Source organism: Pseudomonas sp. Marseille-Q1929 (assembly GCF_017316265.1).
In the GTDB taxonomy this organism is placed as follows: Bacteria; Pseudomonadota; Gammaproteobacteria; order Pseudomonadales; family Pseudomonadaceae; genus Aquipseudomonas.
Genome location: NZ_JAFLWU010000002.1, coordinates 531,950 through 546,250, shown reverse-complemented (window position 1 = coordinate 546,250; position 14,301 = coordinate 531,950). Strand labels below are relative to the sequence as shown.

The window sequence follows — 14,301 nt, the reverse complement described above, 5'->3', positions numbered from 1 at the left end:
CACTGACTCAACACTCCACAGCACTCACCGCCAACCCACCCCGCGATGTCTCCTTGTACTTGTCATGCATATCCGCCCCGGTATCACGCATGGTGCGGATCACCCGGTCCAGCGAGATAAAGTGCTGGCCATCCCCACGCAAGGCCATCTGCGCGGCGTTGATCGCCTTCACCGCCGCAATCGCGTTGCGCTCGATGCACGGCACTTGCACCAACCCGCCCACCGGGTCGCAGGTCAGGCCGAGGTTGTGTTCCAGGCCGATTTCGGCGGCGTTGCACAGTTGCTCAGGCGTCGCGCCGAGGATTTCCGCCAGCCCGGCAGCGGCCATGGCGCAGGCCGAACCGACTTCGCCCTGGCAACCCACTTCGGCACCGGAGATCGACGCGTTCTTCTTGCACAGGATGCCCACCGCTGCTGCGCCGAGCATGTAGTCCACGACGTTGGCTTCGGTGACTTCTTCGCTGAACTTCATGAAGTAGTGCAGCACCGCCGGGATGATCCCCGCCGCGCCGTTGGTGGGTGCGGTGACCATGCGCCCGCCGGCGGCGTTTTCCTCGTTCACCGCGAGGGCGAACAGGTTGACCCATTCCATCGCGCTCAAGGTCGAGCCGATCACGTTGGGCTTGCCCAGCTCCTGCAAGCTGCGGTGCAACTTGGCCGCGCGGCGGCGTACGTTCAGGCCGCCCGGCAGGATGCCTTCGTGCTTGAGGCCCTGCTCCACGCAATCTTGCATGGCGCGCCAGAGTTTCATCAGGCCGCTGCGGATTTCTTCTTCGCTGCGCCAGACCTTTTCGTTCGCCAGCATCAGCTCGGCGACGCGCAGGTTGTGGGTCTTGCACAGCTGCAACAGCTCTGCCGCGCTGGAAAAATCGTAGGGCAGCTCGGTGCGGTCCATGTCGGCCACGCCGCTTTGCGCCTGGGCTTCATCCACTACAAAACCACCGCCCACGGAATAGTAGGTGTCGCGGTGTAACTCGCCGTTGTCGCCATGCACCACGAGGGTCATGGCATTGGGGTGGAACGGCAGGTTTTCATCGAGCAGTTGCATGTCGCGGGCCCACACAAAAGGCACCGGCAGGCGTCCGTCGAGCAATAACGTGTCGGTTTCGCGCAGGGTCGCGATGCGGATGCCGATTTGCGACGGGTCGATGGCGTCGGGCCATTCGCCCATCAGGCCCATGATGGTGGCGGTGTCGCTGCCATGGCCGATGCCCGTGGCCGACAGCGAGCCGTAAAGCTGAACTTCGACACGCCGCACTTGCTCCAACAACTCGCGTTCACGCAAGCCTTGAACGAACAACGCCGCGGCGCGCATGGGGCCGACGGTGTGAGAACTCGAAGGCCCGATGCCGATCTTGAACAGGTCGAAAACACTGATAGCCATTGCCGTGGAACTCCTCGATAAGCACGGGCCAGGCATGAACGAGGTGCTACGCTCAGATCGCCCAGATGGCGGCATCATCAGCCTTTTGTTCGTCATCACGGCGTCTCACACCGACGTGACCATGCTCACCAGCGTCGCTGCCGTGCGATCCCTGGTTTTGGCCGTTTTTTGCGGTGCAGATGGGTAAAAACAGCAGTTTTACCTCTGGAAAAATCTGTAAGCGACGTCACCGACACTGGATACGACCATCCCTGTACTGGATACGACGCCCCCTGTAGGCGTCAGATTTTCACTGGTACATGATCAGTCTCGACTCGTTTGCAAGGCACCGTGCCAGAGCTGTTGTCGCACGTACCAACCGCAACACCTATAAAGCGCGGCGAAGGCCGCCAGAAAAAACACAGGAGTCTAGCCCTATGAAAGGTTCACCCCAGTTGTTGTTGGCCGCCATGTTGAGTCTGCCAGTCCTGGCGCACGCTGCAGAACCGGCACAATGTCAGACCGTCAACTTCTCCGATGTCGGCTGGACCGACATCACCGTCACCACCGCGACCACCAGCGAAGTCCTCAAGGGCCTGGGCTACAAGCCGCGCACCACGATGATTTCGGTACCGGTGACCTACAAGTCCCTGGCCGACGGCAAGAACATGGACATCTTCCTCGGCAACTGGATGCCGACCATGGAAAACGACATCAAGCAGTACCGTGATGCTGGCACCGTGGAAACCGTGCGCGCCAACCTGGAGAACGCCAAGTACACCCTGGCGGTCCCCGAGGCGCTGTACAACAAAGGCCTGAAAGACTTCGCCGATATCGCCAAATTCAAGGACGAGCTGGGCGGCAAGATCTACGGCATCGAGCCGGGCAACGACGGCAACCGCACCATCCAGACGCTGATCGACAAAGACGCCTTCGGCCTGAAAACCGCCGGTTTCAAAGTGGTCGAATCCAGCGAAGCCGGGATGCTCTCCCAGGTCGAGCGCGCCTCCAAGCGTGACCAGGCCATCGTGTTCCTCGGCTGGGAACCGCACCCGATGAACACCCGCTTCAAGATGAAGTACCTGACCGGCGGTGACGACTCGTTCGGCCCCAACTACGGCCAGGCGACCATCTACACCAACACCCGCAAGGGCTACTCCGAGGAATGCAGCAACGTTGGCCAGCTGCTGAAAAACCTGGTGTTCACCCTGGACATGGAAAGCACCCTGATGGGTAACGTCCTGGACGACAAGATGAAGCCCGACGCCGCGGCGAAAGCCTGGCTGAAGAAGAACCCGCAAGTCCTCGACACCTGGCTCGCCGGTGTGACCACTGTGGATGGCAAACCTGGACTGGACGCCGTTAAAGCCTATCTCGCCAAGTAACACCGTTGTCCCCGGGGCGGTACGCTGCCCCGGGATGTTTTCCCTCTTCGCATGTGGACATTCACTACCATGCTGACTGAACAGAAAATCCCACTAGGCCAGTACATCGCTGCCTTCGTTGAATGGTTGACCCAACACGGCGCCAACTACTTCGACGCAATCGCATCGACCCTGGAAACGATGATCCACGGCGTGACATTTGCGCTGACCTGGTTCAATCCGCTGGCATTGATCGGTCTGATTGCGCTGCTGGCTCACTTTATTCAACGCAAATGGGGCCTGACCGTCTTTGTCATCGCCTCCTTCCTGATGATCCTCAACCTGGGGTACTGGCAGGAAACCATGGAGACCCTGGCGCAAGTGCTGTTCGCCACCCTGGTCTGCGTGGTCATCGGTGTGCCGCTGGGCATTGTTGCCGCGCACAAACCGCTGTTCTACACGATGATGCGGCCGGTGCTCGATCTGATGCAGACCGTACCGACCTTCGTCTACCTCATCCCTACCCTGACCCTCTTCGGGCTGGGTGTGGTGCCTGGCTTGATCTCGACGGTGGTGTTCGCGATTGCCGCGCCGATCCGCCTGACTTACCTGGGTATCCGCGACGTTCCCCAAGAGCTGCTCGACGCCGGCAAAGCCTTTGGCTGCTCGCGCCGTCAACTGCTCTCGCGCATTGAACTGCCCCACGCCATGCCGAGCATCGCTGCCGGCATAACCCAATGCATCATGCTGTCGTTGTCGATGGTGGTGATCGCGGCCCTGGTGGGCGCCGACGGCCTCGGCAAACCGGTGGTCAACGCACTCAACACCGCTGACATCGCCCTGGGCTTTGAAGCTGGCCTGGCAATCGTCCTGCTGGCCATCATGCTCGACCGCATCTGCAAACAACCCGACGCCAAAGTAGGGGGTGATGCATGAGCATTATCCGATTCGACAATGTCGACGTGATCTTCTCCAAAGACCCACGCGAAGCGCTCAAGCTGCTGGACCAGGGCATGAGCCGTAACGAGATCCTGAAAAAGACCGGGCAGATTGTCGGCGTAGAAAAAGCCAGCCTGGACATCGAGAAAGGCGAGATCTGCGTACTGATGGGCCTGTCGGGCTCGGGCAAATCCAGCTTGCTGCGCTGCATCAACGGCCTCAACACCGTGAGCCGTGGCCAGCTGTTCGTGGAGCATGAAGGGCGCCAGATCGACATCGCCTCCTGCACCCCCGCCGAGCTGAAAATGATGCGCACCAAACGCATCGCCATGGTGTTCCAGAAGTTCGCCCTGATGCCCTGGCTGACGGTGCGCGAAAACATCAGCTTCGGCCTGGAGATGCAGGGCCGCCCGGAGAAAGACCGACGCAAGCTGGTGGATGAAAAACTCGAGTTGGTGGGCCTGACCCAATGGCGCAACAAGAAGCCGGACGAGCTGTCGGGCGGCATGCAGCAGCGCGTCGGCCTGGCCCGCGCGTTGGCGATGGACGCCGATATCCTGCTGATGGACGAACCCTTCTCCGCCCTCGACCCACTGATCCGCCAAGGCTTGCAGGACGAGCTGCTGGAGTTGCAACGCAAGCTGAGCAAGACCATCGTGTTCGTGAGCCACGACCTCGACGAGGCGCTCAAGTTGGGCAGCCGCATTGCGATCATGAAAGACGGCAAGATCATCCAGTACAGCGTGCCGGAAGAGATCGTGCTGAACCCGGCGGATGACTATGTGCGCACCTTCGTCGCCCATACCAACCCGCTGAACGTGCTGTGCGGACGCAGCCTGATGCGCACCCTGGACAACTGCAAGCGCGTCAACGGTTCGGTGTGCCTGGACCCGGGCGGCGATTCGTGGCTGGACCTGGCCGAAGGCAACACCATCAAGGGTGCCCGCCAGAATGGCGCAGTGATGAATCTGCAGAACTGGGCGCCGGGGCAAGCGGTGGAAGGTTTGGGCCGGGTGCCGACGCTGGTGGACTCGAATATCGGCATGCGCGATGCGTTGCAGATTCGGTATCAGACCGGGAACAAGCTGGTGTTGCATGACAACAACAAGGTGGTGGGGATTTTGGGGGATAGCGAGCTTTACCATGCCCTGCTGGGCAAGAACCTGGGCTAACACCCCAACCCCACCTGAAGAAACTGGGTCAATGTGGGAGCTGGCTTGCCTGCGATAGCTGTAGTGAGTTCACTAAAGCTATCGCAGGCAAGCCAGCTCCCACAGTTGATCGCATTACCAATGCTTGGACAGGTGGTGTCAGTGACGACACCACCGGCTTTTATCAGCTATAGACCCGGCCAAGGAGCTGCCGATGGCTTTCAAACTGATCGAGCACGTCCCGGGTGATCTGTTCCTGGGCAAAGCCCATCAGGTCGTATTCCTGAGGCCCGTTGTGCAGGTACACCTCGGCACGGTAGTAGCGGGTGCGCTCTTCTTCAGGCAGGTCAGTGGAAGCCGACGAGTAAGCGTCCAGGCTCACTTCGTAGACAAACGGATTGCCCTCTTCCATCTCGATGCGCACACCGATGCAGCGCTTGGATTTGCCGAGCAAGGTCTGCACTTCCAGGCCCTGTTCACGCAAGGCCGCGGCGGCTTCTTCCAGCGCCGGCGTTACGTGCTTGTCCATGAAACGCTGCACCGTGCCCTGGCTCGGTTGCAGGTCCAGCGCGGTCAGGCGCTCGCTGAAACCACGACGGCCACGCTCGGCCAATTGCGCCTGCTCCTGTTCGATGGCTACGTCCTGGCGCATCGCCTTGTGCAAACCGAACATAAAGAACACCAGCACCACCGAGAACGGCAGCCCCGCCAGCACCACCATGGTTTGCATGGCCTGGAAGTTGCCGGCAAACAGCAAGCCGATGGTCACCAGGGTGATCACCGCCGACCAGAAGATCCGCAGCCAATGCGGTGCGTCTTCATCCACGTTGCCGCCTTTGCACGACAGGTTAGCCATCATCACCGCGCCGGAATCCGCCGGGGTCAGGAACAGCACAAAGCCAACAAAGATCGACACACCGATGACGATTTTCGACGCCGGGTAATGCTCCAGCAGTTGGTAGATGGCCATCGACGGCTGTTCCAGCGCCGTCTTGCCCAACTCCACCGCACCGTGGTTGAGCACCAGGTCCAACGCCGAGTTACCAAAGATCGACAGCCACGCCAGGGTGAAGCCCAGCGGGATCAGCAACACGCCGGCCACCAGTTCACGCACCGAGCGACCACGGGAAATCCGCGCGATAAACATGCCGACGAATGGCGCCCAGGAAATCCACCACGCCCAGTAGAACAGGGTCCACAGGCCCATCCAGCCTTCGGTCTTCGCCGCGTCGCCTTCGTACACATAGAGGTCGAAGGTTTTCAGCACGATACCGTTGAGGTAGTCACCGGTGTTCTGCACCAGGCCGTTGAGCAGGTGCAGGGTCGGGCCGAACAGCAGCACAAAGATCAGCAGGCCGCTGAACAGCACGATGTTGAGGTTGGACAGGCGGCGAATGCCGTTCTCCACACCCGACACGGCGGCGATAGTCGCCACGGTGCTCATCACGATGATCACGATCAGCAGATTGGTGTTGTTGTGCTCCATGCCGAACAGGTTTTCCAACCCGGACGACACTTGCATCGCGCCAATCCCCAGGTTGGTCACCAGGCCCAGCAGGGTCACGAACATGCCGAAACCGTCCACCGCGTGGCCGGCCGCGCCCTTCACCCAACGCTCGCCCACCAGCGGGTACAGCGCCGAACGCAAGGCCAGCGGCTGGTTATGACGGTAGGCGAAGTACGCCACGGCCAGGCCGACCAGGGCATAGATCGCCCAGCCGTGCAGGCCCCAGTGCAGGAACGTCAGTTGCAGCGCCTGGCGTGCAGCCGTGTTGCTGGCGGCCACGCCTTCCGGCGGGTTGAAGTAGTGATCCAACGGCTCCGAGGCGCCGAAGTACAGCAGCGAGATGCCGATACCCGACGAGAACAACATGCCGGCCCAGGCGCCGTAGCTGAAGTCCGGGGTGTCGTCCTTGCTGCCCAGTTTCAATTTGCCGTAGGAAGAAAATGCCAGGCCGACCACAAATACCAGGTAGGCAGCAATGACCACCATGTAGTACCAGCCAAAGCTTTTCGACAGCCACGCTTGCGCGACGCCGAGCATGCGCCCGGCCTCCTGCGGGGCGATGATCAGGATGGCCGTCAACAACAGAATCAACGCGGTGGAGGTGTAGAACACCCAACCGTTGACCCGCACCTTTTCTGGCGGGGTCTTTATAAGAGAGGCAGAACTCATGGCGCAGATGCTCCGGGCAGTGCGAAAGAGAAACACAAGGCAGCGGTTATCCCGGGACATCGCTTTATGGGCAGGCGACGGACGGGTGTTATAAAGACACCCCGAAAATCCTTGGCCCCCTACCGAACCGGTAGACAGGGCGTTTCAAGGGTTTTTGCAGGTGTCATTTGTCGCGGCTCCCAGGTAGGAAACTTCTGTAGGCAGCGACCATTTGTCGCAGATCTTATTCTTTGTTGATTGAACGTTCAATCAAAACAAAATAGACTGGCCATCAAGCCGACGGACGTTTATCGCCAGTCGGCAGGCCTAAGGAGAGGTGCTACATGCCCAAGGTCGGTATGCAACCCATACGCCGCCAGCAATTGATCGAAGCCACCTTGACGGCCATCGATCAGGTCGGGATGGGAGATGCCAGCATTGCGCTGATCGCCCGTTTGGCCGGCGTCTCGAACGGCATCATCAGTCACTACTTCAAGGACAAGAACGGCCTTATTGCAGCGACGATGCGCTATTTGATGAACGCGCTGATCGACAACGTCCACGAACGCCGACTGGCCCTGACGGACGACAGCCCACGGGCGCACCTTCAGGTGATCATCGAGGGCAACTTCGACGCCAGCCAGGTCAACGGCCCGGCGATGAAAACCTGGTTGGCCTTCTGGGCCACCAGCATGCACCACCCGTCATTGCACCGGTTGCAGCGGATCAACGATCAACGTCTGTATTCCAACCTGTGCTGCCAGTTCCGCCGCGTGCTGCCGTTGCCGCACGCACGCAAAGCAGCCCGCGGGCTGGCGGCCCTGATCGACGGTTTGTGGTTGCGCGGCGCCCTGTCGGGAGACGCTTTCGACACAGCGCAGGCGCAACGGATCGCTTACGAATACATGGATTTCCAATTGGCCAAGCAGGTGAGTTAGAGCACACATAAACCGCTCAACCCCTGAACGCTGCCGCACCGGCCTACGGTGCGGTGGTCAACGCCAACCACTTATGCACTTGCGAGGACTTTATGGCCCGTTTCGAACTGCAAAAACTCTACATTGACGGCGGCTACAGCGACGCTGGCAGCGATGCCACCTTCGAAGCCATCAACCCGGCTAACGGTGAAGTTCTCGCCCAAGTGCAACGCGCTACCAAGGAAGACGTTGAACGTGCCGTGGTCAGCGCCGAAAAAGGCCAGAAAATCTGGGCCGCCATGACCGCCATGGAGCGTTCGCGCATCCTGCGTCGTGCCGTCGACATCCTGCGCGAGCGCAACGACGAACTGGCCGCCCTGGAAACCCTGGACACCGGTAAAGCCTTCTCCGAAACCAAGTACGTCGACATCGTCACCGGCGCCGACGTGCTGGAATACTACGCCGGCCTGGTGCCAGCGATCGAAGGCGAGCAGATCCCACTGCGCGACACCGCCTTCGTCTACACCCGCCGCGAGCCGCTGGGCGTAGTCGCCGGTATCGGCGCGTGGAACTACCCGATCCAGATCGCCCTGTGGAAATCCGCGCCAGCCCTGGCGGCTGGTAACGCAATGATCTTCAAGCCAAGCGAAGTCACCTCGCTGACCACCCTGAAACTGGCCGAGATCTACACCGAAGCCGGCGTTCCGGATGGCGTGTTCAACGTCCTGACCGGCAGCGGTCGTGAAGTCGGCACCTGGCTGACCGAGCACCCACGCATCGAAAAAATCTCCTTCACCGGCGGCACCGACACCGGCAAGAAGGTCATGGCCAGCGCTTCCAGCTCTTCGCTGAAAGACGTGACCATGGAGCTGGGCGGCAAGTCCCCGCTGATCATCTTCGACGACGCCGACCTCGACCGCGCCGCCGACACCGCGATGATGGCCAACTTCTACAGCTCCGGCCAGGTCTGCACCAACGGCACGCGCGTGTTCGTACCGAAGCACCTGCAAGCGGCGTTTGAAGCCAAGATCGTCGAGCGTGTTGCGCGCATTCGCGTCGGCAACCCGGAAGACGAAAACACCAACTTCGGCCCGCTGGTCAGCTTCCAACACATGGAAAGCGTGCTGGGTTACATCGCCAAGGGCAAAGAGCAAGGCGCACGCCTGCTGTGCGGCGGCGACCGCCTGACCGACGGCGACTTCGCCAAAGGCGCCTTCGTGGCCCCGACCGTGTTCACCGACTGCACCGACGACATGGTCATCGTGCGTGAAGAAATCTTCGGCCCAGTCATGGCGATCCTGACCTACGAAACCGAAGAAGAAGTGATCCGCCGTGCCAATGACACCGACTTCGGCCTGGCCGCTGGCCTGGTGACCAAAGACCTGAACCGCGCCCACCGCGTGATTCATCAGCTGGAAGCGGGTATCTGCTGGATCAACGCCTGGGGCGAGTCCGACGCGAAGATGCCAGTGGGCGGCTACAAGCAATCCGGTGTGGGCCGTGAGAACGGGATCAGCTCGCTGAACAACTTCACCCGCATCAAATCGGTACAGGTTGAGCTGGGCGATTACGCCTCGGTGTTCTAAGACCCGAGCCTTGTATTGCCCGCGAGGCCGCCTTCGCGGGCAAGCCCGCTCCCACATTTTGACTGTGTGAACCCGATCAAATGTGGGAGCTGGCTTGCCTGCGATGAGTGCGAAGCACTCGCCTGTCCTGACCATCTCCAAAGAGGGTGCATTTATGTCCCAAGAATACGACTACATCATCGTGGGTGCCGGCTCCGCCGGTAACACCCTGGCGACCCGTCTCACCGAAGACGAAGGCGTCACCGTCCTGCTGCTGGAAGCCGGCGGCCCCGACTACCGTTTCGACTTCCGCACGCAAATGCCGGCGGCACTGGCGTTCCCGCTGCAAGGCCGCCGCTACAACTGGGCCTACGAAACCGATCCAGAGCCACACATGGACGGCCGCCGCATGGAATGTGGGCGCGGCAAGGGCCTGGGCGGTTCCTCGCTGATCAACGGCATGTGCTACATCCGTGGCAACGCGATGGACTACGACGGCTGGGCGAAACTGCCGGGGCTGGAAAACTGGACCTACCTCGACTGCCTGCCGTACTTCCGCAAAGCGGAAACCCGCGACATCGGCCCCAACGATTGGCACGGCGGCGATGGCCCGGTCAGCGTGACCACGCCAAAAGCCGGCAACAACCCGCTGTTCCACGCCATGGTTGAAGCCGGCGTACAGGCCGGTTACCCGCGCACCGTGGACTTGAACGGCTACCAGCAAGAAGGCTTCGGCCCGATGGACCGTACCGTCACGCCGAAAGGCCGCCGCGCCAGCACCGCACGCGGTTACCTGGACACGGCCAAGAAGCGCTCCACACTGACCATCGTCACCCACGCCCTCAGCGACAAAGTGCTGTTTGAAGGCAAGCGTGCCGTTGGCGTGCGCTACCTGATCGGCGCGGCTGAAGAGCGCGTGGAAGCCCGTGCACGCAAAGAAGTGATCGTGTGCAGTGGCGCCATCGGTTCGCCGCAACTGCTGCAACGCTCCGGCGTCGGCCCGGCCGAACTGCTGGAAAACCTCGACATCCCGGTGGTCCACGACCTGCCCGGCGTCGGCGAAAACCTGCAGGACCACCTTGAGTTGTACCTGCAATACGCCTGCACCCAACCGGTGTCGCTGTACCCGTCGCTGCTCTGGTACAACCAGCCGGCCATCGGTGCCGAATGGCTGTTCAACGGCACCGGCATCGGCGCCAGCAACCAGTTCGAAGCGGGCGGCTTTATCCGTACCCGTGAAGAATTCGAATGGCCGAACATCCAGTACCACTTCCTGCCGGTCGCAATTAACTACAACGGCAGCAACGGTGTGAAAGAGCACGGTTTCCAGGCGCACATGGGTTCCATGCGTTCGCCAAGCCGTGGTCGCATCCAGCTGAAGTCGAAGAACCCACGGGACTACCCGAGCATCCTCTTCAACTACATGGCCACCGAGCAAGACTGGCAGGAATTCCGCGACGGCATCCGCCTGACCCGGGAAATCATGCAACAGCCGGCGCTGGACCAATACCGTGGCCGCGAAATCAGCCCGGGCATCGACGTGCAAACCGACGAGCAACTCGACACGTTCATCCGTGAACACGCCGAAACCGCGTTCCACCCGTCCTGCTCGTGCAAGATGGGCACCGACGACATGGCGGTAGTGGACAGCGAAGGCCGCGTGCATGGCCTGCAAGGCCTGCGCGTTGTCGATGCGTCGATCATGCCGATCATCACCACCGGCAACCTGAACGCGCCGACGATCATGATCGCCGAGAAAATCGCCGACAAGATCCGTGGCCGCCAGCCGCTGCCGCGCAGCACTGCCGACTACTACGTGGCCGGCGATGCGCCGGTGCGTGGCAAGCCGATGCGTGAAATTGCGCAGTAACTGATACAACGCGGCGCCTGTATCGCAGGCAAGCCAGCTCCCACACTTTGATTTGTGAACACATTCAAATGTGGGAGCGGGCTTGCCCGCGATGAGGCCCGACCAGCCAATGCAAAACCCCTCCTTGATCAGCTACTCTGTCCGCCTGCCCGCGACGAGCCGCCCACAAGGAAGGCCCCATGTTCGATCACCACGCCACACTCAAAAAACACTTCAGTGCCCTGCGCACCCGCGCCGAATTCTTCTCCCTGCGCTACGTGCGCGAATCCGGCCACTACCTGGCCGTGCGCAAGAACGTCGCCGAACCGCCGCACCTGAACCACGACGAAGGCGCCATGCTCACCGTGCGTCTCAACGGTGTGGAAGCCTACGCCGCCACCAACGATATTTCCCTCGCCGGCCTGCAAGCCGCCCTTGAGCGCGCCGAGCAACAAGCTCAATTGATCAAGCCCCACGCCCTGCTCGACCTGCGCGACCAGCCGGTGTCCAGTGATGTGGCTGATTACCTGTCCCCCGATCTTGAGCAAGCCTTCCCGTCCCTGAGCGATTGCTACCAGCTGCTGGGCGACGAGTCGGCCGCCGTGCCAGCGGACGAGCGCCTGGTGAACTGGGAAGTCAGCCTGGGCCTGACCCACGTCGAGCAGATCTACCTCAACAGTGCCGGCGCCGAACTGCGCCAGGCCCAGCGCTTTGTCTTCCCCGGCGTCAACGTCACCGCCTACGACGGCAATGACAGCCAGACCCGCACCCTCGGCGGCAGCAACTTCGGCCAGCAAGGCGGCTTTGGCGTGATCAGCCGCTTCGGCCTGGCCGGCGCCGCGCCGCGCATTGCCGACGAAGCCCTGCAACTGCTGCTGGCGCCGAACACCCCCAACGGTCCGCGTGACTTGTTGCTGATGCCCGACCAGATGATCCTGCAGATCCACGAATCCATCGGCCATCCGCTGGAGCTGGACCGTATCCTCGGCGACGAGCGCAATTACGCCGGCACCAGTTTTGTCAAAGCCAGCGACTTCGGCCAGCTGCAATACGGCTCAAAGCTGCTCAACGTGACCTTCGACCCAGAGATCCCCGAACAACTCGCCAGCTACGGCCATGACGACGACGGCACTGCCGCCAGCAAACAGTTCCTGATTCGCGAAGGGCTGTTGCTCAAGCCGTTGGGCGGCGCGTTGTCGCAATTCCGCTCGGGCATGGGCGGCGTCGCCAACAGCCGCGCCAGCAGCTGGAACCGCGCGCCCATCGACCGCATGGCCAACCTGAATATCGAAGCCGGCGACCAGAGCTTCGAACAGTTGGTCGGCGGCATTGAAAACGGCATCCTGATGTCCACCAACCGCTCGTGGTCCATTGATGACGCGCGCAATAAATTCCAGTTCGGCTGCGAGTGGGGCCAGTTGATCGAAAACGGCGAGCTCAAAGGCGTGGTGAAAAACCCCAACTACCGGGCGATTTCCGCGCAGTTCTGGCGCAACCTCAGCGCCGTCGGCGATGCCAGCACCTTCAAGGTATTGGGCACGCCGAACTGCGGCAAAGGCGAACCCAACCAGGTGATCCGCGTGGGGCATGCCTCGCCTGCGTGTGTGTTCAGCAACGTCGATGTATTTGGGGGGGATGCCTGATGGACAACTTCAAGTCACTGGTGGATTGGCTCAAGCAAGCCATCACCGACAACGAACAATTTCACCTGGGTTACGCCGCAGAAGCGTCCGAGTTCGTGCGTTTCAACCACGCCAAGGTGCGCCAGGCCGGGCAAGTGCAGCAGGCCAGCGTCCACCTCAAGCTGATCAACGACGGGCGCCACGCCGACCTCGGCATCACCCTGGCCGGCGAACCGGCACTGGATCGCCAACGCCTCGCCGATGGCCTGCAACAGTTGCGCGAGACCTTGCCGCTGCTGCCACAAGACCCGTACCTGCTGCTCAACCACAACGCCTGGCAAAGCAGCAACGAACAGGCCCAGCCGTTGCCGGAGCTGGCCCAGGTGCTGGAGGACATCAGCCGCGCCGCAGAGGGCGTCGATCTGGTCGGTTTCTATGCCGCCGGCCCGATCAGCCGGGGCTTCGCCAGTTCATCGGGTGCCTTCGGCTGGCATCAGGCCAATAGTTTCAACTTCGATTTCAGCCTGTTCCACGCCAACGGCGAAGCGGTCAAGGCCAGCTACGCCGGGCACACCTGGGACAGCAGCGAATTTGCCGCGCGCTTCCAGCAAGCCCGCGAGCAGCTCGAATTCCTCGGCCGCCCGCTGCACAAACTGGCGCCGGGACAGTACCGTGCCTACCTCGCCCCGGCGGCGCTGGAAGAAATCATCGACCTCATCACCTGGGGTGGTTTTTCCGCCCAGGCCATCGCCAGCAAAAGCAGTTCGCTGCAAAAGCTGTATGCCGGCGAACAGTCCCTGAGCCCGCTGGTGACAGTGAGCGAGCAAGTCAGCGGCTCCCTGAGCGAAGCGTTTTCCAGCGAAGGCTACCCGCGCGGCGACGTGACGCTGATCGATGCCGGCAAGGCCGCAGGCGAATTGATCAACTCCCGCAGCGCCGCCGAATATGACCTGAGCACCAACGGCGCGAGCAGTGACGAAGCGCCCAGCGCCTTGCAGATGGCGGCGGGCAGCCTGGCCCAGGCCGACATCCTCAAGCAGTTGTGCACCGGGTTGTACATCAGCAACCTGTGGTACCTGAACTACTCCGACCTCCCGGCCGCACGCCTCACCGGCATGACGCGCTTTGCCACGTTTTGGGTGGAAGACGGCGAGATCAAGGCGCCGGTGAGTACGATGCGCTTTGATGACAGTGTGTACAGCTTGCTGGGGTCGCAGTTGGAAGCGCTGACGGTGGAGCGGGAGTTGTTGTTGTCGGCGAGTACGTACGACCAGCGCAACACTTCCTCCAACCTTCTTCCCGGCGCCTTGGTAAACCGCCTGACACTGACCCTCTAAACACAGCAGATCCCCTGTGGGAGCGGGCTTGCCCGCGAT

Annotated in this window: 10 protein-coding genes; 8 read left to right on the top strand and 2 right to left on the bottom strand. The window is 61.5% G+C overall.

Annotated features, from left to right (window positions below):
- Positions 1–7: 7 nt before the first annotated feature.
- Positions 8–1,384, bottom strand: coding sequence for an L-serine ammonia-lyase (locus J1G37_RS05950; RefSeq protein ID WP_207040525.1), 1,377 nt, complete (start codon positions 1,382–1,384; stop codon positions 8–10).
- Between the two features lie 416 nt (positions 1,385–1,800).
- Here J1G37_RS05950 and J1G37_RS05945 point away from each other — a divergent pair, with 416 nt between their 5' ends.
- The 3 genes from J1G37_RS05945 to choV all read left to right on the top strand — a co-directional run bounded on the left by J1G37_RS05945 (position 1,801) and on the right by choV (position 4,838).
- Positions 1,801–2,748 carry a choline ABC transporter substrate-binding protein gene (locus tag J1G37_RS05945; protein WP_207040524.1) on the top strand — a complete coding sequence of 316 codons (948 nt, stop codon included), beginning with the start codon at positions 1,801–1,803 and terminating at the stop codon, positions 2,746–2,748.
- A gap of 69 nt (positions 2,749–2,817) precedes the next feature.
- On the top strand, positions 2,818–3,663 hold the full coding sequence (gene choW / locus J1G37_RS05940; RefSeq protein WP_207040523.1) for a choline ABC transporter permease subunit: 846 nt from the start codon (positions 2,818–2,820) through the stop codon (positions 3,661–3,663).
- Positions 3,660–4,838: a choline ABC transporter ATP-binding protein gene (choV, locus tag J1G37_RS05935; RefSeq protein WP_124527216.1), complete on the top strand. Its 1,179-nt coding sequence runs from the start codon at positions 3,660–3,662 to the stop codon at positions 4,836–4,838. Before choW ends, choV begins: the two co-directional genes overlap by 4 nt.
- A gap of 163 nt (positions 4,839–5,001) precedes the next feature.
- On the opposite strand, the gene J1G37_RS05930 is transcribed toward choV, so the two are convergent.
- A complete protein-coding gene (locus tag J1G37_RS05930; RefSeq protein ID WP_347402334.1) occupies positions 5,002–6,936 on the bottom strand; it encodes a BCCT family transporter in 1,935 nt (644 codons plus the stop codon).
- Positions 6,937–7,316: 380 nt separating this feature from the next.
- On the opposite strand from J1G37_RS05930, the gene betI reads away from it, so the two are divergent.
- From betI to J1G37_RS05905, 5 genes are all read left to right on the top strand, one after another.
- Positions 7,317–7,910: a transcriptional regulator BetI gene (gene betI, locus J1G37_RS05925; RefSeq protein WP_015886274.1), complete on the top strand. Its 594-nt coding sequence runs from the start codon at positions 7,317–7,319 to the stop codon at positions 7,908–7,910.
- 92 nt (positions 7,911–8,002) lie between these two features.
- Positions 8,003–9,475 (top strand): betaine-aldehyde dehydrogenase, encoded by a 1,473-nt coding sequence (gene betB, locus J1G37_RS05920; protein WP_207040521.1) that lies wholly within the window; start codon positions 8,003–8,005, stop codon positions 9,473–9,475.
- A 154-nt stretch (positions 9,476–9,629) separates the two neighbouring features.
- Positions 9,630–11,324, top strand: a complete 1,695-nt coding sequence (gene betA / locus J1G37_RS05915) for a choline dehydrogenase (RefSeq protein ID WP_207040520.1) — start codon at positions 9,630–9,632, stop codon at positions 11,322–11,324.
- 179 nt (positions 11,325–11,503) lie between these two features.
- Positions 11,504–12,946, top strand: coding sequence for a TldD/PmbA family protein (locus tag J1G37_RS05910; protein WP_207040519.1), 1,443 nt, complete (start codon positions 11,504–11,506; stop codon positions 12,944–12,946).
- Complete coding sequence (locus tag J1G37_RS05905) at positions 12,946–14,262, top strand: TldD/PmbA family protein (protein WP_207040518.1); 1,317 nt, start codon at positions 12,946–12,948, stop codon at positions 14,260–14,262. Before J1G37_RS05910 ends, J1G37_RS05905 begins: the two co-directional genes overlap by 1 nt.
- The last annotated feature ends 39 nt before the right edge of the window (positions 14,263–14,301 follow it).

Excerpts from the sequence above, each read along its gene's own strand:
- J1G37_RS05950 (WP_207040525.1), bottom strand. The coding sequence starts at position 1,384 with ATGGCTATCAGTGTTTTCGACCTGTTCAAGATCGGCATCGGGCCTTCG.
- J1G37_RS05945 (WP_207040524.1), top strand. The coding sequence starts at position 1,801 with ATGAAAGGTTCACCCCAGTTGTTGTTGGCCGCCATGTTGAGTCTGCCA.
- choW (WP_207040523.1), top strand. The coding sequence starts at position 2,818 with ATGCTGACTGAACAGAAAATCCCACTAGGCCAGTACATCGCTGCCTTC.
- choV (WP_124527216.1), top strand. The coding sequence starts at position 3,660 with ATGAGCATTATCCGATTCGACAATGTCGACGTGATCTTCTCCAAAGAC.
- betI (WP_015886274.1), top strand. The coding sequence starts at position 7,317 with ATGCCCAAGGTCGGTATGCAACCCATACGCCGCCAGCAATTGATCGAA.
- betB (WP_207040521.1), top strand. The coding sequence starts at position 8,003 with ATGGCCCGTTTCGAACTGCAAAAACTCTACATTGACGGCGGCTACAGC.
- betA (WP_207040520.1), top strand. The coding sequence starts at position 9,630 with ATGTCCCAAGAATACGACTACATCATCGTGGGTGCCGGCTCCGCCGGT.
- J1G37_RS05910 (WP_207040519.1), top strand. The coding sequence starts at position 11,504 with ATGTTCGATCACCACGCCACACTCAAAAAACACTTCAGTGCCCTGCGC.
- J1G37_RS05905 (WP_207040518.1), top strand. The coding sequence starts at position 12,946 with ATGGACAACTTCAAGTCACTGGTGGATTGGCTCAAGCAAGCCATCACC.